The organism is Swaminathania salitolerans (assembly GCF_007988945.1).
GTDB classification, from domain to species: domain Bacteria; phylum Pseudomonadota; class Alphaproteobacteria; order Acetobacterales; family Acetobacteraceae; genus Swaminathania; species Swaminathania salitolerans.
This window is the reverse complement of record NZ_BJVC01000001.1, coordinates 439,936-462,293: the sequence shown is the minus strand read 5'-3', so window position 1 is coordinate 462,293 and position 22,358 is coordinate 439,936. Positions and strand designations below refer to the sequence as shown.

Below are 22,358 nucleotides of genomic sequence, written 5' to 3'. Positions count from 1 at the left end.
CACCGATCCGGATTTACGGGCTGAAAACGCATTTGCCCCGCTCAGTCGAGAGATCTGTCGAAATGCACATAGCCACCATCGACGAACAGGAATTGCCCTGTCGTATGCGAGGCGCGATCCGACAGCAGAAAAACCACCGTATCCGCGATCTCCTCCGGTGCCGTGAAACGTCTGCCGAACGGAATACGGGACTCGATCAGATGTCGGCGGGCCACGGGGTCGTCGCTGGATGCGAGCCATTTCTCGTAGAGCGGCGTCATGACTTCGGCCGGGACAACCGCGTTGACCCGGATGCCGTCCTCGCGCAACGCTACGGCCCATTCGCGCGTCAACGCGAGCTGGGCGCCCTTGGCAGCCACATAACCGCTGGTATTGCCCTGTCCGGTGACCGCCGTTTTCGACGAGATGTTGACGATCGCGCCGCGGGTGGCGCGAAGTGCAGGAAGGGAATGATGCGCCATCGCGAAATAATGGCCGAGATTGTCCTGCACCGAGCGCAGGAACTCCGACGTCCCGGCATCGAGTCCCACGCCGTCATTGGCTCCGGCATTGTTGACCAGCCCGTGAATTGCACCGCGCTGCTGCAACACCTGCTCCACGGCGGCACGACACGCCGCATCGTCACGCAACTCGCAAGGCACATATATGTAGTTCGTGCCTGAAGCCTCGAGCTTCTGCACGAGATCCGCCTCGGGTGGACGACGCGCGAGGATCGCCGGACAGGCGCCCTCACGCGCAAGCGCGCTGGAAATGGCGCCACCGATGCCCTGACCGCCTCCGGTTACGAGCACCGTTTTTCCTGCGAGATCGAGATTCATGAGCCGGCTCCACGGCACAGGGCCTCTTCGTGAAACTCATGGCGCTCCAGGCTCCCGGGATGCATCTCGATCGAATATCCGGGCGTCGAGGGAGGCATATACGCACCGTTGCGCACGATGCAGGGTGCTACGAAATGCTCATGCAGATGATCGACATATTCCGCGACGCGACCCGCCGTTTCGCCTGAGAAACAGAGATAGTCGATCATCGCGAGATGCTGCACATATTCGCATAGTCCCACGCCCCCGGCATGAGGGCAGACAGGAAGGTCGAATTTGGCCGCGAGTAGCAAAATGGCGAGAACCTCGTTGACCCCGCCAACGCGACAGGCATCGATCTGGACGACATCGATCGCACCGGCCTCCATGAACTGCTTGAACAGGATACGGTTCTGACACATCTCGCCTGTCGCCACCCCGATCCCGGGCAATGCGCGGCGGATCTTGGCATGACCCAATACGTCGTCCGGGCTCGTCGGCTCCTCGATGAACCAGGGTCTGGCGAAAGCGAGGCGCTGAATCCAGCCTATGGCCTCGTCCACCTCCCATACCTGATTGGCGTCGAGCATCAGATGACGATCCGGACCGATCACATCGCGCGCGATGGTCACGCGTCTGATATCGTCCTGAAGATTGCGTCCCACCTTGAGCTTCACATGGGAAAACCCGGCGGCGATCGCCTGCGTGCACAGCGCTGCGAGCGTGTCATCGTCATAGCCGAGCCACCCGGGCGAGGTGGTGTAGCATGGATATCCCGCCTCCATCAGCCGCGCGCGGCGCATCGTTTTCCCTTCCGCCCGCTTCTGCAGAAGGGCACGCGCCTCGTCGGGGGTGATGACATCGGTCAGATAGCGGAAATCGATCGCAGCCAGGATCTGCTCCGGGTTCATATCCGCAACGAGGGCCCAGAGGGGTTTCCCCTCGTCGCGCGCCCAGAGATCCCACACCGCGTTGACCACGGCGCCGGTGGCAAGATGCATGACTCCCTTGTCCGGCCCGATCCAGCGAAGCTGACTGTCCGAAGTGAGATGACGCCAGAAGGCTGCAGGGTCGCGCTTGATCTCCTCGAGATCGAGACCGACGACCAGCGGAGCAAGGGCCCGGATCGCGGCACAGCATACCTCGTTCCCTCGCCCGATCGTGAATGTCAGGCCGCACCCGGAAAGAGCGTTGCGATCGGTGCCGAGCACCACATAAGCCGCGGAATAGTCGGGATCGGGATTCATGGCATCCGACCCGTGCAGCCCCGAAGACGTCCGGAACCGTATATCGCGCACCGAGAGAGAAAGGATCTTCGTCACGGCTGACTCCCGACCTGTTCTGTTATTTTTTTCTTTCTATAATGAGTTATATATATCGCGAAACAGGATATATTGACGTTACAATACACATAACAGAGAGATTATTCACAAGGGACACGCGAAAATGCCGCAGGAACGCCGTTGCTACGCTCTCGATCTCGTCGCCGATGCAAGCCTGATCGCCGCATATGAAGCACGTCATCGTCCGGGGGCAGTCTGGCCCGGGATACTGGCCGATCTCAACGCACGCGGTATCGTCGCAATGGAGATCTGGCGTTTCGGGACGCGCCTTTTCATGATCGCCGAATGCGAAGAGGTGCAAACGCCCCCAGGCAACGTACCTCCTGTCGTGCAGCGATGGGAGGCAGAGATGGATCGCTATCAAAGGCGCCTCCCGGGCACCCCCGAAGGCGAGAAATGGCGCCCGATGACCTGTATCTTCAATCTTTCCGAACATCTCGCCACGCCCGGATCCTGACATTTCCCCAACCGGAACGACATCCGGATGCGCCATCCGGATGTCGTTCATATGAGGGTCAGAAGACTCGCGTGCCGGTTTTTGTTGTGGTTCACTCCCCCCTCTCGATGGCTGGCGCTCACGAGCGCATCGTTTTGCGGGGAGACCGTTCATGAACAAGACGCTATCCGTTGCCCTCTGCGGGCAGGATCTGCTCAATCACCCTTTCCTCAACAAGGGGCTGGCGTTCACCCCCGAAGAGCGCGAGGCTTTCGAACTTCACGGTCTCCTGCCGCGGGCAGTGCTGACGCTCGACCAGCAGGTCGATGCAGCCCTCAAGTTCCTCGACGCCCTGCCCTCCCCTTTCGCACGCCATGTTCATCTGCGTGAGGTTCAGGATACGAACGAAACCCTCTTCTACGCGCTGCTCACAAGGCGTATCGAGGCCATGCTGCCGCTTGTCTATACGCCGACCGTCGGGGAGGCCTGCCAGCGTTTTTCCGAGATCTGGCAAAGACCGCGCGGGCTTTTCCTGAGTTATCCCGAACGCGATTCCATGGACGATGTTCTCGCCAATCCGGCCTATGACGATGTCCGGATCATCGTCGTGACCGATGGCGAGCGCATTCTCGGCCTCGGCGATCAGGGCGCGGGCGGAATGGGCATCCCTATAGGCAAGCTCTCCCTCTACACCACCTGCGCAGGAATCTCCCCAGATCAGACCCTTCCCATCGTGCTCGATACCGGTACGAACAACCAGGATCTGCTGCAGAATCCGGCCTATATCGGCTGGCGCCACGAGCGCATACGCGGGCCCGAATACGACGCCTTCATCGAGCGCTTCGTGACCGCCGTACAGGCGCGCTGGCCTCATGTGGCCCTGCACTGGGAGGATTTCAGCAGCGCGAATGCCGCGCCGATCCTCGAGCGCTATCGCAACCGTCTCTGTACGTTCAACGACGATATCCAGGGCACTGCCGCCGTCACCACCGCCGCGATCCTCAGCGCAAAGGCCGCCCATGACGGCAAGCTGAAGGACGAAACCATCGTGATGCTCGGCGCGGGCTCGGCCGGAGTGGGAATCGCACGGCTTCTGCTTCAGGTCATGCTCGATGAAGGTGCCAGCGAGGAGGAGGCGCTCTCGCGCTTCTACATGCTCGATCAGGACGGGCTGATCCTCGCTGACCGTGCCGGACTCAGCGAGGGGCAGGCACTCTTCGCGCGCAGGGACTGGAAGGAGCGCCCGACGGATTTCGGGACCGTGATGCAGGAAAGCCGGGCCAGCATCCTGATCGGCGTTTCCGGGGTGAAGGGGCTGTTCACCGAGAAGATCGTGCGCGACATGGCAGAACACTGCGAACGCCCGATCATTTTCCCGCTTTCCAATCCGACCTCGCATTCCGAGGCCACGCCGGAAGATATCATGGCCTGGTCCGACGAGCGCGCTCTGGTCAGCACCGGCAGTCCCTTTCCTCCGCTCGACCTGCATGGCCGCACCCATCGCGTCGATCAGACCAACAACGCCTATATCTTTCCCGGGCTCGGCCTGTGCCTCCTGGCGACCGGCGCGACGCGTGTGACCGATTCCATGTTCATGGCCGCGGCGCGCGGTCTCGCCTCGCTTTCGCCGCTGCGCGACAATCCGGATGGCAATCTCCTCCCGCCGGTCACGCAATTGCGAAGGGTTGCCTTTGCCGTAGCCGAAGCAGCAGCCAGACAGGCATGCGAAGATGGCGTATGTCCTGAATTCAGCGACGACGAGCTGCGCGACCGGATACGGTCCATCGTCTGGACACCTGAATACGATCACTACGAGAAGGTCTGACATGAGCGACACACGGATCGAAACCGACGGCCTCGGCGAAATCGAGATTCCCGCCGACAGGCTGTGGGGCGCGCAGACCCAGCGCTCGCTTCACTATTTCAGCATCGGCCGAGACCTGATGCCGCGCGAGATGATCGAGGCCTACGCCATCGTCAAGCGCGCCTGTGCGCACGCCAATCACCAGAGCGGCCGTCTGGGCGAGACGCAATACACGCTGATCACGACGGTCTGCGATGAAATCCTGGCCGGCCAGCATGCCGACATGTTCCCGCTTCATGTCTGGATGACCGGCTCTGGCACGCAGTTCAACATGAATATCAATGAGGTCATCTCGAACCGCGCCTGCCAGCTTTCCGGCGAGGCTCTGGGCAGCAAGCGCCCGGTTCATCCCAACGACCACGTCAACATGTCGCAATCGTCCAACGACAATTTCCCCACCGCCATGCATGTGGCGGTCGTGCTGGGCAGCCGACGCAGGCTGATCCCGGCCCTGACGCGTCTGGCGGAATCCATCGAGGCCAAGGCCGAAGAGTGGAAGGACATCGTCAAGATCGGCCGCACCCATATGCAGGATGCCGTGCCGGTCACGCTGGGTCAGGAATTCCACGGCTATGCCGGAATGCTGCGCGAGAACATCGCCCGTATCCAGGAAGCCGAAAAGGGACTCTACCCCCTCGCCCTCGGCGGCACCGCGCTTGGCACCGGCATCAATACCGATGCCCCCTTTGCCGGTCGCGCCTGCGCCGAAATCGCCCGTCTGAGCGACGCCGCCTTCATCAGCGGCGAGAACAAGTTTGCCCTGCAAGGCGCGCATGATGCGCTCGTGCATTTCTCTGGCGCGCTGCGCACCACGGCAGGCGCGCTCTACAAGATCGCGAACGATATCCGCCTGCTCTCCTGCGGCCCGCGCGCCGGTTTTGCCGAGCTGCACCTGCCTGAGAACGAGCCCGGCTCGTCCATCATGCCCGGCAAGGTCAACCCGACCCAGGCCGAAGCCCTGGCCATGCTGGCCGTGCAGGTGATGGCCAATGACGTGGCGGTGGGTTTTGGCGGCGCCGGTGGCCTGCTGGAAATGAACGTCTACAAGCCGCTCATCATCCAGAACATCATGCAGAGCATCACCCTGCTGCATGACGGCAGCGAGAATTTCCGTACCTTCCTGATTGAAGGCACCAAGCCGAACCGCGCCCGCATCGAACGCTATGTGGCGGAATCCGTCATGCTCGTGACGGCCCTTGCGCCGACCATCGGCTACGACACGGCCTCAAAGGTCGCGCATCACGCCATGGACCATGACTGCACGCTGAAAGAAGCGGCTCTGGCTCTGAATGCGGTCAGCGAAGCCGATTTCGACCGACTGGTCGACCCGCGCACCATGCTGGCACCAAATTTGAAGGGGAAGTAAGGGAAAGCGGGGCTCTGCCCCGCTCCCCGGAAAGGGGCGGAGGCCCCTTTCATCCCGACGAATACGTTATAGTGTTGCGCCCGCTCCGGGGGTAGAACGGGCTATCGGGATCCAGTGCTTTTTTAGGGGGGGAGCGGTCGTCAAGGGTTAGATTTCACGGCCATTCTTAGCTCACTCTGGGTATAAAAGAGATCCGATTAGCGTAGTGATGATAGAATAGTATCAGAGAATCTTCAGTCGTCGTCATCATAGCTTGGCACTTGCCCATACTTTGCGCGAAATTCGAGAGCCTGCTGCTTCAATCTTGTTCGAAGGGCCAACGGCGTGCTTGGATCGTCAGCAAAAGCATCAAATACAGAGGCCCGGATCAACCAATCACCCGGTTCCTGTGGAGTAGTATCGATGTTAAGCGCATATGCATCGCTTGCTCGACCTTCGGCGATAAGAATTTGTGTTTCTATACTGACCGACGCGCCTTCATTTCTTTTATCAGCAATGATTAGTGCCAAATCTTGTCGTGCCACCCCTAGTTCGCCAATACGTGCAGCATAGATCGCACGTGCCTTGCGTAGTCGCATAGAGCCACCGCTTTGCTCAAGCACGTTGGTAAGGTACGCGAAGGCGCCTCTTTCGTTGTTTTGTTTAGACAGAAGTTGGGCTTGCCGTAGGTCGGCCCGATTAGCATTTTCATCGAGCTGGCGGAGTCTATCGATTGCGGCAGGAACCTGCGAAAGATCATTTTTAGCGATGTGCAAGCCAATCATAAAGTCGAGGAACTGAGCACTATCGTCAACGAGGTGATCGTTCTCGCGCAGCAGAATTTCCAGTTCTCGTGAATTGTGCAAGCGCCGATAGCATATCGCCAGTTCATGAACGGCCGAGCGGTTCCCTCGATTGTGTTCTAAAGCGATGCGTAACCAAGGTATGGCACCCTCAAAATTCCGTTGCTTGCGAAGCAAATGGCCCTGGAGGAAGGCCACTTGTCGATAGCCTCGATTTCTCATGTATTCGATGGTTTTTGCGGCGTCCGGATAGCGTCGCAGCCTGATTTGTGCTCGGGTAACAGTAGAGAGAATTTCTTCCCTGAGCCCTTCACTCATATTCATCTCTAAAGCGACGCTCCCCCAGTTGATCGCCTGTTCGATGACTAAGTCGTCCTCTGATTGCTTACCTCTTGCGTATACCTCACGAACGACATCGTATAGATTGCTAGGGGTCAGGAGCGCCTGAAGTTCTTTCGGCAATGCCGAACGATCGAGAAGATGCATAAATAGGAACGCAGCAAATAGATCGTCTCTAAATCCCTGATCTTGGACTTTCGCCCAAGCGGCCTTGAAAACTTTCGCCATAGCGGCGACGGTTTTGTCGTCTGCCACATTGTAGCGGCGATAGATTTGGCGGACAGAATTGGCGATAGCTAGGCGAGGCCCGTTCGCGTAGAGCAAGCAGCCCAATATTAAATTTTCTATCGTTAAGTTGAACTCGTCCGGTTCAACGCCAAGTTCGTCGACCACAATCGCTTCAAGCAGATCGGAACCGAGGTTCGGCAGCCATCCAAGAACGTCGAGAATCTGGCGGCTTGTGATGCTTAAGGCGTCCGGCCGAACAGACTCACCAATGATTGCCTGTTGAACTGAGAATAACTGTCGCGGGTCTCGTTCAAGGATGCCTGTGCCACGTTGCTTTGCAAGCCGAACCGCCGCGTTTGCGACGTCGGGATGCCCCCCAATTGCTTGGACAAGATCACTGGAGATCTTAAATTCTTTCACATCCAAGAGATTGGCTGTGAAAATCATTAGCGCGCGAATGTCCTCATTGTCGAGTTCAGGGATGCGCATTTGGATTGCATTATCGAGATTATCAACGAATACGGTTCGGAACTGAATATTACTAACCACAACGAGAACTTGATTGGTTGGTATAGCCTTAAGAAGAGGAGCTACCCAACTTTTGGGCGTCGCCACATCCTCGAAAAGGCCAGCAGCCGTAACGATCGTTATGGCCTGTTGCAGGGCTTCGAAGTGACCCATCACCCGAATAATTTCTGTAATCTGACCGTCTTGCTTAAGGTTTTGGAACGCGGCTTGATCCTCTGCCATAGCTTGAGGACCGATTGTCGGACTCACCTCGGAGCGAAGCGCTCGATAGAGATCGACGAGTTCGGCTTGCGTGGAAAGTTGAATCGACGGCCCATACGGGAGGTTCGCATCCGTAGCCATACCTTGCCGCAGATAATAGGCCGCAAATGTCCTTCGACCAATCCCGGATATGCCGGGGAAAATGAAGACGTTCGGACTCGCGCGCTTTCGTTGCAATTGTAATGCCGCCAATCGTCTGACAGCATCAACCGTGGCGCCACGGCCTATCACTTGAGGTGCTGCAATCGAAAGCCCCCGGTCAGGTTCTAAAAGTATGGTGGTCAGAAAGCGAGCAATGTCCGCGGGTGTCTCACCCGCGTTCGGTTGCCAAGAGCTCTGTATCCATCTCGGAAGATCACTGAATATGAGATTACTTTCGATCGGAAAGACAAAGACCCTTTTCATTTTCCCAAAAATCTTGCGGGTTTTTGCCTCGCTGACCTCAAAGCCAACGGCGAAAGAACTGAGCGATGCGCGAGATGCAAAAAGAACGAAAATCTCGGAAGCATCGAGATTGCGTTCCATCGCCTCGACAAGGTCCTCTCCTCGCTCGAAAGACCGTCGGAAGTAACGAGCTACGCCGCGCGGAAGGCGGTCATAGACAGACCTGACGAAAGCCTCGTCAACAAAGGACAGCGAGAGAAATATTGTGGGAGTCATTTACAGCATTCACCTTCACTGCGATCAGGGAAGAAGTCCATCATTTACAGCCTCAAAAGTCTACCCATCAAAGCTTGGTAGTTCTTTTTTAAATGATGATTTCCCGCTCCGGCAGCCTATTCAGCTTCGCGCGAGTCCCCCCCCGAGGGCTGACTATACGACACCCCTCGGACGCCGACGCCTCAGACTTTCGCAGAGGGCCTAAATGCCCGCACAATAATTGCAGAACTATTCGCTCTCATAAGCTAAAATACAACCTCTACCTGTTGACCTCAACTGCCACTACCGGCTCTGAGCGCAGAATTCAGTCTCAGGTCAGATTGTTGGGCTAGGAGCAACAGTAACGGGGCGAAAGGTACCACTCGAAGACCAAACTTCGAAACGGGTTTCCAAAGGGCGACGACCCTTTGGCGGGTTTCAGGGCAGCGCCCTGATCTTCCCCTCCCCGCATTGCACCCCCTTCCGAGATTGTTATACTGTTCCAAACTCGAAAGGACTTTGCATGTCGCGCAAGACTCTTGTTGCGGCGTTGCTGGCTTCGGCCTGCTTCGCCCTGCCTCTTCTCCCCGCCGCTCACGCGGCTGAGCCTGCCAGGAGCGAGGCTCCCAAGGAGGGGCTGGCCGCCCTGCTGCCCGCGGATTCCGTCACGAAGCATCATCTGACGGCGGGCGGGCAGAGCATTGCCTATACGGCCCATGCCGGAACCCTGACCCTGCGCGACAAGGAGGGAAAGCCCTCAGCCAAGGTCTTCTATATCGCCTATACGAAGGACGGATCGAACGCGCAGAACCGTCCGGTCTCCTTCTTTTTCAATGGGGGTCCGGGCGCTGGCTCTGCCTATCTGAATCTCGGTGCAGCAGGGCCGCGTATGCTGCAATTCCCGGCAGATCATCCGGAAGATGGCGCGCGTGCCCATCTGGCGGATAATCCGGATAGCTGGCTGCCCGCCACCGACATGGTGTTCATCGATGCCGTGGGCACAGGCTACTCGCAGCCGACCGACCCCAAAAAGGCCGCTGAGGAATTCTACAGCGTCACCAAGGACGGTGCGGCTTTTGCCAAGGCCATCGCGTTGTGGATCGGACAGAACGGGCGCGAAGCCTCGCCGCATTATCTGGTGGGCGAGAGCTATGGCGGCATCCGCTCGGCACAGGTGGCCGATGCGTTGCAGCAGCAGCAGAACCTGATCGTCAACGGTATCGTGATGATCTCACCTGCCATCCAGATGCAGTTTCTGGACAACACGAACAACCCGATGGCCTCGGCCATGGCGCTGCCCACCTTCATCGCCTCGCATCTGTCCCAGACCGGCAAGCTGACGCCGCAGGCCGTGGATGAGGCCTATCGCTATGCGCTCGGCCCGTATCTGACCACGATCGCCAATGCCCCGCCAAAGGGGGATGATGCGAAGAAGTTCTACGCCGATCTCGCCGCGCGCACGGGCTTGCCGGTGGAAGTCATCACAAAGGAAATGGGGGAGCCCAATCCCTTCGCTCATGATGTCCGCAGCCGCAACGGGCGTCTTTATGGCATCTACGATTTCACGCAGTCGATTCCCGATCCCTATGCCGATGGAATCGACAACAGCCAGAGCCCCGAAATGACCCTCTCAGGGTTCGGCCGTGCCTATGGCAATGCCTATGCGGGATATGTCGGTAACGAACTGAAGTTCAGGACGCCTCTGACCTATGACCTGTTGAGCATGGAAGTGAACGGCGCGTGGAAGTTCACGAGCCAGGGCTCGCAGCTTACCGATCAGGTCGGCATCCTGCGCAAGATGCTGGCGCTCGACCCCAGCCTGCATATCTTCATCGCCAATGGCTATTTCGATATGGCCTGCCCTTTCGGCACCACGCGCTGGACGAAGGATCATATTCCTGTCGGGGCCGACCGGATCTCGCTGCACCTCTATGAGGGCGGTCATATGCTCTATACCCGCCCTGCGAGCCGCGCTGCGCTCTCGCGCGATGTCGCTGCCTTCTACAAGGAAACCGCGCAATAGACGCAGATGCCAACGGGAGGGCACAGACCTTCCCGTTGGTCCTGAAAAAACTGCCCGCTCCCGGGGGGCTTCCCGGGTGCTTCCGGGGCGGGATCATATCAGAAAAAGCCCTGTTTCTTTTCGCTGTAGCTGACGAGCAGGTTTTTCGTCTGCTGATAGTGATCGAGCATCATCTTGTGATTTTCGCGACCGATGCCGGATTTCTTGTAGCCGCCGAAAGCGGCATGAGCCGGATAGACGTGATAGCAATTGACCCAGACACGTCCGGCCTGGATGCCTCGCCCCATGCGATAACAGATATTGGTGTCGCGGCTCCACACACCCGCGCCGAGACCGTATTCCGTATCATTGGCCAGAGCGAGCGCCTCCTCCTCTGTTTTGAAGGTCGTGACCGCCAGTACGGGTCCGAAGATTTCTTCCTGGAAGATCCGCATGTCGTTCCTGCCCTGGAAGACGGTAGGCTGGATATAATAACCGCTCCCAAGATCGCCTCCCAGATCGGGCACGCCCCCACCAGTCAGGACCTTCGCGCCTTCCTGCTTGCCGATTTCGATATAGGACAGGATCTTCTCCTGCTGCATCGGCGAATTCTGCGCGCCCATCATCGTCTCGGGGTCGAGCGGATGCCCCTGCCGTATGGCCCGGACACGCGGGAGAACCTTTTCCATGAAACGCTCGAAGATCGATTCCTGCACGAGTGCGCGGCTCGGGCAGGTGCAGACCTGCCCCTGATTGAGCGCGAACATGGCAAATCCCTCGATCGCCTTGTCGAGATAGTCGTCATCCTTGTCCATGATATCGGCAAAGAAGACGTTCGGCGACTTGCCCCCGAGCTCGAGCGTCGCCGGAATCAGGTTCTCGGCGGCGGCATGACCGATCATCCTGCCGGTCGCAGTGGATCCGGTGAAGGCGATCTTGGCGATACGCTTGCTGTTCGACAGCGCCGCACCCACGTCCTTGCCGAGGCCGTTGACGATATTGATCACGCCGGGCGGAAAGAGATCGCCGATCAGATCCATCATGACGAGAATACTGGCGGGCGTGGTCTCCGCGGGTTTGAGCACGACGCAGTTCCCGGCAGCGAGGGCCGGTGCCAGCTTCCATGCTCCCATCAGGATCGGGAAATTCCAGGGAATGATCTGCCCGACCACACCGAGCGGCTCGTGATAATGATAGGCGACGGTGGTCTCGTTGATCTCGCTGATCCCTCCCTCCTGGGCACGGATGCAGCCTGCGAAATACCGGAAATGGTCGATAGCGAGCGGAATATCCGCGTTCAGGGTCTCGCGAACGGGCTTGCCGTTATCCCAGGTCTCGGCCCGGGCAAGCAGTTCGAGATTCGCCTCCATGCGATCGGCGGCCCTGAGCAGGATCTGCGCCCGATCGGCGGCGGGCGTCTTGCCCCATGCCGCACGCGCTGCCTCGGCTGCATCGATGGCCAGATCGACATCCTTCGCGTCGGATTGCGGCACCTGGCACAGCAGACGCCCATCGACGGGCGAATGATCGTCCATATATCTGCCCGAGACCGGGTCGTGCCATTTCCCACCGATATAATTACCGTAACGCTCGCGAAAAGGCGGTTCTGCATAATTCGTCGACATGGGATCGTACTCCTGTTTCTCGAAAACGGCCTTCCGCACCGCGCCTCCGCGCAAGCGCTTCCTCCGCCTCTCCCGACCGCTTCCCGCAATGCGGCATCGCATGACAGCGCCCGAAACATGACTGCAAAGATAAAAACGTGAAGGAGGTTTCCTCAACCGTCCGTGCCGTCACCTCGTCGTGAAACATGTCTCGCAGCGTGTCACAATCCGCTCATCGCGGTTCGGATCCGCTCAGCACCGGATCGGCAAAACGACGATTGGCAAGGACAGGAAGCACCGCCTTTGCCCGCGCAACACGCCCGAGATCGATATCCACCTCGAGCGCGGTCTCTTCGATGCCCGCCGCAGCGATAACGGTCCCGAGCGGGTCGATCACCATGCTGTGACCGATATTCTGGCTGCCGCATTCCCCGGCACCGATCACATAACACGTGTTTTCGAGCGCCCGTGCTGCAAGCATGACCTCCCAGTGGCGTTCCTTTCCCGGACCGCGCAGCCATGCGGCGGGGACGATCAGCACCTCCGCCCCCGATACGGCCAGATGACGGGCGATTTCCGGGAAACGCACATCATAGCACGTCAGGAAACCGCATCTGACGCCCCCGAAATCATAAACAGGCGGCAGTGAATTGCCCGGGGCGATCAGACGGGATTCCTGCATCGAAAACGCATCGTAAAGATGGAGCTTGCGATAACGGACCGTGATTTCCCCATCACGAAGACAGTAAAGCGTGTTGAAAAACCGCCCGGCGCCATCCGGGACATTGACGCAGAAGACGATGGCGAGCGCCTTGCTCGCGTGCAGAAGCGCCGTCATGAACGGACCTGTTTCCGACTGGGCGGTGCTCAGGACATGATCGGGATCCTGCGGATCGCGTGCAAGAACGCCCTCGGGCAGGACCAGCATCCCAGCACCCCGGGCGCGCGCCTTTTCGACAAGATCCAGACACCGCGCCAGATTGTCCTCCCAGGACCGGGCAACGGCAAATTGTCCGATCACGATCCGCATCGCGTCTCTCTCCCGATCCCGTGTCTGCCGATGATATGCCTGCCGATGATATGTCTGCCGATCATGCAGCCGGATGCCTGTGAACGGACACGATCTCCCCTCATGTCAGTCCGGCTTCCTCCAGGGCGCGCGCCAGCCGCCCGATAAACTCCGCGTCGATCTGCCACCCCGCATGTTCGGCCGCGGCCATGACGGCACCGCCTATGGGCGGCAGGGCCGGCGCGCGGGCGGGGCCGCATCGTCTCGCGATCGCGTCGCGCAGGACAAGGCTGCGCATGGTTCCGCCAGCGTAGCTCCAGGCAAGATTCTCGTCGCCAAGCCTGTGTCGCAGGGCTTCGACATGCCGGGCGAGATGATCTGCCGCGCGATGAAGGATCGCGAGGGACACGTCGCATCCCGACCCGGCAAGGGCGCCGACATCCCTCGCAAGCGCCGCAACCACGGGACGCGGCTCGTCGAGTCCGGCATACCAGTCCTGTAGCGCGGCGCCCCAGCGTGCGGGATCCTCGGGCCACTCCCTGAGCCGGGCGAAATCCCGGCAATACCCCGTGCCTCCCGGGAGCCTTCCGTCGAGATGACGGGAAAAGAGCGACAACGCCTCACGACCGATCCAGTAGGCGCTGCCTTCATCGCCGAACAGACTGCCCCATCCTCCGGCCCGGCAGGTCTCTCCCCTTCCGTCCCGTCCCCAGGCCATCGATCCGGTTCCCGAAAGGAGCAGGATGCCCGCCTCCCCCAGAAACGCACCGCGACAGGCCATGTCGACATCGTTGCAGATGACGTGAGGCGCGGAGCAAAGCGCCCCGATATGGGCGCCGACCTCCTGCGTCAGGCGGCGGCTTTCTCCATACCCCGCCATGCCGAAAGCAGCGGAGACGCAATTTGCGTCCTGCCCGTCCATCAAAGCGGTGAGAACGTCCCGCCATTCGGGAACGTCGAAAGGGTTGCTCCCTCCCGCGATACGTCGTTCGGCGATGCTCGCATCGCGTCGGACGCGCAGGAGGAGGGTTTTCGTCCCACCGCCGTCGAGGGCGAGGATATCTGATCTCTGCACGTCGATCTGTCTCTGATGATGAAGCCGCGCCCGGAGCTTTTCCCGAGCCTCATGAGGGTGTCAAGCCGGTTCCGCCGTCTCAGAAGCCGGTGGAAAGGGAGACCAGAGCCGCAAAATTCCCGCCCACGAGATAGATCGGGCTTCCCGCATTCGTCCTGTTTCCGAAGAGACCGACACGACTGCGCGCGCTGGTGACAATGCTGGCCGGCGCCGAGCGATAGAGATTATTGCCGATATTGACGAGATTGAGCTGGATCTTGGGGCCTTTGAGATGCGCAACGTGGGGAAGGCGATAGCCGAGCGTGATATCGGACAGGACATAGGCAGGCACACGCTGGTCGTTCATGAAGGTCGCCCATTGCGCGCTGATGTAACGAAGGCTGAAATTGCCGAAGAACCGCCGGTTGTCGTCATAGGCCAGACCGACCGAGGCCGTGACATGGGGCGTTGCCACCATGGTTTTTCCGGCCGTGGGCAGATAGTCGATCACGGATTGCCCGGCGGCGTTCGTGGCCGAGACGGGCAGGTTGTTGTCGGTGGTGGCGTGAAGATACTGCGCCGAGACATAGGGGCTGAAATGATGCCACGGCTTGAGACCCAGCTCGCCCTGCACGCCGCGTATGGTTTCCCCTCCGGCATTGATCGGCATGGAAATGAGCGTGTTGGTTCCGGGGATATAGGCGGTCGAACTGACCTGATGATTCGTGAGATTCATGTTGAAGGCAGAGAGCTGGAGATGCACCAGGGCTCCGTTGTGACGATAGCCGATTTCCTCACCGATACCGTACTCCCCTTTCAGACTTCCGGGCTGCGAGGTGGCCCCGACGGAATTGGGATCGAAAATCTGGCTGTAGGCCTGAACCGAACCCGGCGCCCTGAAGGAGGTGGTGCCGTTGATATAGATCTGGTCCTCGGACGTGATCGCATAGCTCACGGCGAGCTGAGGCAGGGGCGCGAAATAATTGCGGACCGTCTTGTAGGGATCGGCCCCCGGAATATCGTTCGTTCCCTGACGTGAGACCATGACCGCGCGAAACCCCGCACTCAGGGTCAGCCGGTCATCGAGAAGCTTCAGCGTATCGGCGAGATAGAGCGCGTTGATCTGCTGCATGAAATTGAGATTGTACCCGCTCAGCAGCGCACCGCCATCGACCCGTATCCCGTATTTCCCGTATGAATTGGCCGGTTTGCCGCTCGGATCGACAGTTGCGAACGTCGAATGCTCCTCATGCATGGCGTAGGAATACCAGTATCCGCCCGACAGGGTATTATGCCCCGATGTCCAGTTGAGCGACGTGTTGACCGCGCCCACTTTCTGGTTCCACGGATCGACGGCGACTGTCGTTATCCTGCCACCGGTCACATAGGGCTGCCCGAGATCGCCATAGGTCTGTGTACCGAACGCGCCGCCGGAGGCCGGAATATTCTCGCCCCCCACCGCAGGACCGAACTGATGGACGAAATAGGGCGTCACACTCAGTTTCAGCCCCCGGGCAAGGGTGAAATGCATGGGGACGACGACGTCCTGCGAGTTGAGATTGCTCAGCTGGAGCTTGTAGTAATTCGCATCCCCCGGGGTATAGTGATCGGTGTAGCTCAGCCCCTCGCCCCATTGTTTCCACTGGGCAGCGCTGGGCGAACGGAATGGCGTCTGCTCCTGCTTGTTATATCCGAAGATCGCCGTGATCGAGTTGTCGTCCCCCCATTCCTTCACGAATTTCGCATCCACATGGTAGCGCCTCAGCCCTCCCGGACCGCGCCAGTTATTGTTGGACTGATGGGAAAAAGAGACGAATCCGCGTATTCCGGAGCGTCCGATATCGCCTGTCTCCAGCCGGATGAATTCCTTGTTGGCACTCTTGTTCCCGCCCATCAGATTGATGAACCCGCCGGATCTGTGCGAGGGGTTCAGCGCCGTGGCCGAGATCTGCCCCCCTACCGCGTTGAAGGTCGGGGCGTTCAGGTCGGGGGAGCCCTGCGAAACGGTCACGCTGCCGAGATTTTCAGTATCGATCAGCATGGCCGTGTAAGGCTCGTAATTGATCGGATCGGCGAGGGGCGCCCCCTCGAACAGATAACCGATCTGGGTCTGGTTCATGCCACGCATCGTGATGTTGTCGCCCGCCGTGGCGAGAGGACTCTGATTGGCGTACACCACCCCGGGCAAATTCGCGATCATCGAGGAGATATTCCCGGTCGGCGCCTGTTTGGCGATGAAATCCCGGGTGACACCGCTCTGGGATCGGGGAGCCGTCTGCCTCGGCATCAATCCGCCTCCCGGCGTCGTGTTCGTCGTTCCATCCGCGTGACGTCCGGCGGCTCTGACCGAGATCTCCTCGGCCTGGGGATTCGCCCCGAGAACCGACCCTTCCGTCGCCCGGTCCGTCCCGGGCACCCCCCTGCGCGATACGGCCTGTCCGTGCGGGCCGGCGGGATGCGGTCCCGTTTCTGCCGTCGTTTTCGAGGAGGCTGCCACAGCAGGGAGCACCGTGCATTTCGTTGCCAATACGGAACATGTGAGAAGCAGATATTTCCCGAAACGACCCATGATTCGCTCCTGCCCGGACGATGTGTTGGAGGATGTGCATAACGATCGCAGTTCGTTGCGATACGATATCGTTTCACCTCGATACAGGGGGACGTTATCGGCAGCTTTTATCCCTCGCAATTGTTTATATTCAAAATTAAGAATTTTTTTTTAAAATTGGGAGAAATACGGGTGAAAAAGCCTGTTCCCGGGGATTTTATCGCTGAAGAGAGGGATTCTGTTTAGTTTATGGTGATAAACTAAGGGAGAGTTTCTAAGGGGAAGAGCAGCGACTCGCCACGCGCCTGTCCCTGCCCGGTTTTCGTGTTCTCAGGAGAACGTCCCGCCCATGCATATGCCCTCCATGCACCTGATCGTCACCGACACCCGGGAAGAGGCCGTAAACCGCGCCGCCGGTTTCATCGCCGGACTCGTGGCACAACGAGGCGACCCGGTGCTCGGCCTCGCGACGGGACGCACAATGGAAGATGTGTATCGCGCACTCGTCGCAAGGCATGAGCAGGAAGGGCTCGACTTCTCCGGGGTTACGAGTTTCAATCTCGATGAATATGTCGGGCTCGGGCCGGAGGATGTCCGATCCTATCATCACTACATGCGCTCGCTTCTGTTCGATCGTGTCGGTATGCCCTCATCGCACACCCATCTGCCCGACGGCACGGCGCATGATCCGGATGCCGAGTGCGCCGCCTATGAAAAGGCAATCCGCGAGGCCGGCGGCATCGATCTGCAACTGCTTGGAATAGGCGATACCGGCCATATCGGGTTCAACGAGCCTCCCTCGCCCTTCGACAGCCGCACGCGCTGCGTCCGTCTCGACAGGCAGACCCGGGAGCAGAATGCCGCGATGTTCGGCAACGATCCGGACGCCGTTCCGGACCGGGCCCTGACGATGGGCGTAGGCACCATCCTCGAAGCGGATTCGCTTCTCATGCTGGCTCTGGGAAGCGCCAAGGCGGAGATCGTGGCCCGCGCGCTGGAAGGCCCTGTCGGCCCCGAAATCAGCGCATCGGCCATTCGCCTGCATCCGCGCTGCACCGTCATTCTCGATGCTCGGAGTGCGTCCGCCCTGTCTCCGCAGCTTCGCGCGGCGCACGCATAAGGACACGATCCCGCACGACCGCAGGACCGGTCGTCCTTCATCCGACCCTCCGGGTCTCCCGGGTGTCGATACCCGCTCTCTCGCCATCCGGACCCTCGTGACAGTCCGGATGGCAGGAGAATCTCACCGGGCCGCGTCGACGAGACTGCGGATACCGGGGGTGATTGCGATCAACAGCCCCGAGGGCGGCTGATCCTCCCGATACGATACGATATGATCGGCACTCGCGGCGAAGAGAGCCTCCTGTTTCCCGATCTCGTCCTGCGCGCGATGTCGCCATGCCGCACCATGGGAGCGACCGTCAATGGCCTCGAGCCCCAGTCGGGCAAGCTGTGCGATGGCCTGCGATACGGGCTTGGCCGTATCGATCGCATGCGGGCCACGAAGCGCCTGGAAGGCGATGTCGTTTCCGGCATAGCGCAGCAGCCGCTCGCGCAGCGCCCCCTCCAGCGCATGATCGCCCGCCGCATAGCGCCGCGCATCCGCGTTGAAGGCATTTGCCTCGAAACTGTCGGGAGACGAAATCGCTGCCGGGCTGCGAAGAATGGCGTCGCCCTGTTTCAGGGCCAGCCTGTTCAACGCATAGTTACGAACGGGAACGGTCAGTTCCGTCAGCATCGTCAATGGCGCGACGTTCCCGGGCGTGAGACGGGCGATCATACGGGCCCGGTGCATCGATGCTTCCAGTCCCAGTTTTTCAAGACGCTGCTGCACGGCGGGAAGACGCGCCTCGAGAGCGCCGGGGTTCCGCATAGCGGCCGGAGACCAGAAGCGCTCGGCGATCGCTGCCGATCGGGGCCAGAGCCGGGAATCCACCATTTCATCGGAAACGATTTCCGTCCAGAGCGGTGCCTCCCCTCCCAGAACCAGAGCCTCCTGTTCCGGCGTGAGCGGCGCGGCCTTCGGATCGCGGGTAAAGGCGTCGATCATGGGACCCGATTTTTCCCGCTGCGCGGCAGCCTCCTCCGGATCGAGGCCATCGGCACGCGTATCGTAGGGATCGACGGCATAATGCGTGGTCGATGGCGTCAGAAGATCGAGATAATAGCCCGAGGAAACCACGACGGGATGACCGCCTCGTGTCGCCGATCCGATCCATTTCGAGCCGCGCCATGCCTCCACGACGACGTTTTTCGGAATCGGCGCCTCGCTGACCTCATCCCATCCCATCATGATCTTGCCATCGGAAGCGAGCAGCTTTTCCACCTCAGCCGTGAAAGCGGCCTGCAATGCCGGAACGTCGGCATTGCCATGGGCCTTCATATAGGCGACGATCTCCGGGTTTCCGGTCCACTGGCCGGGCTCGACCTCATCGCCCCCCGTATGAAAATAACGGTCCGGAAAAAGCTGCCCCATCTCGCGGAACAGTGATTTGGCGAAGACCAGAACCTGAGGATTGGTCGGGTCGAATGCCGGGAGATTGAGATTCATGTGCCTGGTGCAACGGGTCGTGATTTCCCCGTTGCCCGAGGCGACCTCGCAGTTACGCTGCCAGTCCGCGGTGGTCGGCACCGGCTTTTGCGCCGCAAGAGCGGGATAGGCTGCAAGGATCGCAAGCGTATGACCCGGAATATCGAATTCCGGCACGATCCTGATCCCTCGATCGGACGCATAGGCGATGACATCCCTGATCTGGGCCTGGGTATAATACTGGTTATGTCCTCCGACCTGCTGGAGCCGGGGGAAACGGTGGCTCTCCACACGAAAGCCCGTGCCATCGCTGAGATGCCAGTGAAGTACGTTGAGTTTGGTCAGCTCCATGGCGTCGAGCTGCCTCTTGACCGTGTCCGTCGACATGAAATGCCTCGAGACATCGAGCATGATCCCGCGCCATTTGAACCGTGGCGAATCCACGATATGTCCGGTCGGGATCTCCGGCGTCATTCCACGCATGTCGATCATCTGCACGAGTGTCGCGAGACCGTGCATGAGACCTGCCGGCCCCTCCGCCGAGAGCACGATCCCGGAAGGAGTCACATCGAGCCTGTACGACTCCTTTTCGTCAATCGTGAGATAGGCCGGATCCGCTCCGATATCGAGAACCAGCGGAATCGCGGTCGAGGGAGCGCTCTTCACGCCGAGCCGCGCAAGACGGGCCTCGAACCGTGCAACGGCGCGCCTGAGACGCGGGGACGGCGCCTGCTTCCAGACGATAGGCGGCATTCCCGTCAGGGAGACGCGCTGTGACCCGAGCGCGACATGTGCGGGCCGAGGCATCAGCGCGGGGGCGAACGAGGCCGCCTGCGCCGGTGGCGGAAACAGCGACAGGCCGGATAACGCGCCGAGTCCCAGTCCAAGCTCGAGTCCAAGCCCAAGCCCAAGTCCAAGCCCAAGCTTCCGGACGAGGCTGGAGCGCAGGTTTCTCCGAGAAAGTGACTTCACGTTCAGCTTCCCTCTTCTTGTGCGGTCCGGATTCCTGTGCGGCGCGGGCGCCGAAGCGCGCGCCCGCGCCGGTTCATGCTGCGGCAAGGGCGCAGAGTGCATCGCTCAGCCGGAGGATCTCACCCGCCGATGTCACGCCCCGTCTCGCTGCGAATCCGAAATGATCGAGACGATCATCCTGCACCCTGCACGCAATACGACAAGAGGCATGAAAGCCGTTCACGCCACTTGTGCGATAAATTTCCGCGACGTTGTCCGGTCGGACGCCTCCACCCGCCATGATTTCGATCCGACCCCGGGCATGCTCCATCATCCTTCCCAGACACGCAGCCCCTTCCGCCGCCGAGCGCGCACCCCCCGAGCTGAGCACGCGCTCGAAGCCCAGATCGATTGCGATATCGATGGCCTGCAGCGGATCGACCGACAGATCGATCGCGCGATGCAACTGGCAGCGCAGAGGCAGACTCGCGCGGCGCAACCGCGCGAGACGCGCGCGATCGAGCCTGCCCTCGGCATCCAGACAGCCGATCACCACGCCGGCCAGCCCCGCCTGACGCATATGGGCGATATCGTCCAGCATCTGATCCGTTTCCATATCGGAATAGATAAAATCGCCTGCCCGCGGCCTTATCAGTGCGAAGACCGGCACAGAGGAGCCTCCGGCCCGGGCGATCAGGCCGGGAGACGGTGTCAGACCGCCCTGGGCGAGGGCCGCGCACAACTCGATACGGGCAACGCAGGGACGCTGGGCCGCCGTCAGCCCGCAGGACTCATCGACGCAGATTTCGAGATCGGGGACGGTGCCGCGCGAGACAGCCTCACTGCGCGCCCTCTCCGCTTCCGGAGAGCGGCCGCCGTCAGAGATACGCATTACCGAACAGGAAATGCTGGGCGGCGAGACTTGCGGCACCGCTCGCAAAATCCTCCGGCCGGAGAGGCAGGAGAACGAGCTCGGTATCGTAGCTCTCGCGACGCAGCACGTGCGCCTCGACCGCCTGACGCAAGGCGCGCGCGAAAACGCTCTCGACGAGATCGGGATCGAGCATCACGACGATACGCTCGGGATCGACGAACTGGATGACCTGGGACAACGCAACACCCAGCGCCGTGCCCGCACGATGCAGAATGGTAAGGGCCTGGGTCTGACCCTCGGCAGCGAACTCAACCACCCTGGCGATATCGTCGGGCAGACCGGCCTGCCGCGCCGCGCCCATGATGGCCGGGAGGGCGGCCAGGGTCTCGAGACATCCGCGATTGCCGCAACGACACGGCAGAGCCTCCCCGTCGATCGCGACGGGCGCATGTGACATCTCTCCGGCGCCGCCATGATGTCCGCGATGAAGCTGCCGGTTGACGATATGCGCGCCACCGATCCCCTCGCTCACGAATACGAGGCTGAAATCCCTCAGCTCTCCGGAATTGCCGAACAGCTGTTCGCCGACGATCAGCGCATTCGCATCGTTCTCGACGAAAACAGGGAGCCCGGTCAGTTCTGACAATCTCCGACCGATCTCGACATTGTGCCATCCGAGCGTTGCAGAGACCAGACAGGTCTGACGGTCCTGCGCGACGATTCCGGCAATGACGACCCCGATACCGGCCACGGAGCCGATACCGTCGGATGCGCTCTCGATCAGCGCGCGTACGCCTGCGGCCATGGCCGCGATGCAGGCCTCGACATCGTGCAGCAAAGGCATCGTCCGGCGGGCATGAACGTGTCCGTGCGGATCGGTCAGGACGATATGAGCAGGATCCGATTGCAGCGAAATGCCGATGAAGCTCGCCGCATCCCGACGCAGGCCGAGCATCACCGCAGGACGACCGAAACCGAACACCCTTTCGCGCTCGTCCAGAATATTCCGCTCGATCAGTTCCCGCACCAGAGCGGTGACGCTCGCCTTGCTGAGGTCGAGAATGCGGGCGAGATCGGTGCGGCTCTGGGGACCAGACCGGCTGAGCACACTGAGGATACGGTGATGGCCTGTGGAGAACATTCTCTATTTCGTTTGCTAAACTAACCCGGGTGTTTCTAGGGTGAAAAAACCCGGCTTACAGG

General features: G+C 60.3%; 15 protein-coding genes. 5 read left to right on the top strand and 10 right to left on the bottom strand.

Translation table 11 applies throughout. The features are described from left to right. Window positions 1–41: 41 nt before the first annotated feature. Both SSA02_RS01825 and SSA02_RS01820 read right to left on the bottom strand, forming a co-directional pair. A complete protein-coding gene (locus tag SSA02_RS01825) occupies window positions 42–818 on the bottom strand; it encodes an L-fucose dehydrogenase (RefSeq protein ID WP_147092209.1) in 777 nt (258 codons plus the stop codon). Then, a complete protein-coding gene (locus SSA02_RS01820; protein WP_147092208.1) occupies window positions 815–2,119 on the bottom strand; it encodes an L-fuconate dehydratase in 1,305 nt (434 codons plus the stop codon). Before SSA02_RS01820 ends, SSA02_RS01825 begins: the two co-directional genes overlap by 4 nt. A 124-nt stretch (window positions 2,120–2,243) precedes the next feature. Here SSA02_RS01820 and SSA02_RS01815 point away from each other — a divergent pair, with 124 nt between their 5' ends. The 3 genes from SSA02_RS01815 (at window position 2,244) to SSA02_RS01805 (ending at window position 5,806) form a co-directional block, all read left to right on the top strand. Then, complete coding sequence (locus tag SSA02_RS01815) at window positions 2,244–2,597, top strand: L-rhamnose mutarotase (RefSeq protein WP_147092207.1); 354 nt, start codon at window positions 2,244–2,246, stop codon at window positions 2,595–2,597. Window positions 2,598–2,748: 151 nt separating this feature from the next. Continuing rightward, window positions 2,749–4,401, top strand: coding sequence for an NAD-dependent malic enzyme (locus tag SSA02_RS01810; protein ID WP_147092206.1), 1,653 nt, complete (start codon window positions 2,749–2,751; stop codon window positions 4,399–4,401). 1 nt (window position 4,402) lies between these two features. Continuing rightward, complete coding sequence (locus SSA02_RS01805) at window positions 4,403–5,806, top strand: class II fumarate hydratase (protein WP_147092205.1); 1,404 nt, start codon at window positions 4,403–4,405, stop codon at window positions 5,804–5,806. A gap of 233 nt (window positions 5,807–6,039) precedes the next feature. Here SSA02_RS01805 and SSA02_RS01800 read toward each other — a convergent pair whose 3' ends face one another. Beyond that, window positions 6,040–8,604, bottom strand: a complete 2,565-nt coding sequence (locus SSA02_RS01800) for a toll/interleukin-1 receptor domain-containing protein (RefSeq protein ID WP_147092204.1) — start codon at window positions 8,602–8,604, stop codon at window positions 6,040–6,042. A gap of 502 nt (window positions 8,605–9,106) precedes the next feature. On the opposite strand from SSA02_RS01800, the gene SSA02_RS01795 reads away from it, so the two are divergent. Then, window positions 9,107–10,606 carry a S10 family peptidase gene (locus tag SSA02_RS01795; protein ID WP_147092203.1) on the top strand — a complete coding sequence of 500 codons (1,500 nt, stop codon included), beginning with the start codon at window positions 9,107–9,109 and terminating at the stop codon, window positions 10,604–10,606. A 98-nt stretch (window positions 10,607–10,704) separates the two neighbouring features. On the opposite strand, the gene exaC is transcribed toward SSA02_RS01795, so the two are convergent. From exaC to SSA02_RS01775, 4 genes are all read right to left on the bottom strand, one after another. Beyond that, window positions 10,705–12,210 (bottom strand): acetaldehyde dehydrogenase ExaC, encoded by a 1,506-nt coding sequence (gene exaC, locus SSA02_RS01790; protein WP_147092202.1) that lies wholly within the window; start codon window positions 12,208–12,210, stop codon window positions 10,705–10,707. Between the two features lie 211 nt (window positions 12,211–12,421). Continuing rightward, entirely contained in the window at window positions 12,422–13,219 is a 798-nt protein-coding gene (locus SSA02_RS01785; protein ID WP_147092201.1) for a deaminated glutathione amidase, read from the bottom strand. 100 nt (window positions 13,220–13,319) lie between these two features. After that, a complete protein-coding gene (locus tag SSA02_RS01780; protein WP_246103554.1) occupies window positions 13,320–14,273 on the bottom strand; it encodes an N-acetylglucosamine kinase in 954 nt (317 codons plus the stop codon). A 79-nt stretch (window positions 14,274–14,352) separates the two neighbouring features. Next, the gene (locus tag SSA02_RS01775; protein ID WP_147092199.1) at window positions 14,353–16,821 is read right to left on the bottom strand and encodes a TonB-dependent receptor; all 2,469 of its coding nucleotides are present in this window, start codon (window positions 16,819–16,821) and stop codon (window positions 14,353–14,355) included. 328 nt (window positions 16,822–17,149) lie between these two features. On the opposite strand from SSA02_RS01775, the gene nagB reads away from it, so the two are divergent. After that, complete coding sequence (gene nagB / locus SSA02_RS01770) at window positions 17,150–17,920, top strand: glucosamine-6-phosphate deaminase (protein ID WP_246103553.1); 771 nt, start codon at window positions 17,150–17,152, stop codon at window positions 17,918–17,920. 123 nt (window positions 17,921–18,043) lie between these two features. Here the strand turns inward: nagB and SSA02_RS01765 are convergent, their stop codons facing one another. The 3 genes from SSA02_RS01765 to SSA02_RS01755 form a co-directional block, all read right to left on the bottom strand. Then, complete coding sequence (locus SSA02_RS01765; protein WP_246103552.1) at window positions 18,044–20,302, bottom strand: beta-N-acetylhexosaminidase; 2,259 nt, start codon at window positions 20,300–20,302, stop codon at window positions 18,044–18,046. A 73-nt stretch (window positions 20,303–20,375) separates the two neighbouring features. After that, window positions 20,376–21,173 carry a copper homeostasis protein CutC gene (locus SSA02_RS01760; protein ID WP_147092197.1) on the bottom strand — a complete coding sequence of 266 codons (798 nt, stop codon included), beginning with the start codon at window positions 21,171–21,173 and terminating at the stop codon, window positions 20,376–20,378. Then, window positions 21,160–22,296, bottom strand: coding sequence for an ROK family transcriptional regulator (locus SSA02_RS01755; RefSeq protein WP_147092196.1), 1,137 nt, complete (start codon window positions 22,294–22,296; stop codon window positions 21,160–21,162). The genes SSA02_RS01760 and SSA02_RS01755 overlap by 14 nt, the downstream gene beginning before the upstream one ends. Window positions 22,297–22,358 lie beyond the last annotated feature (62 nt).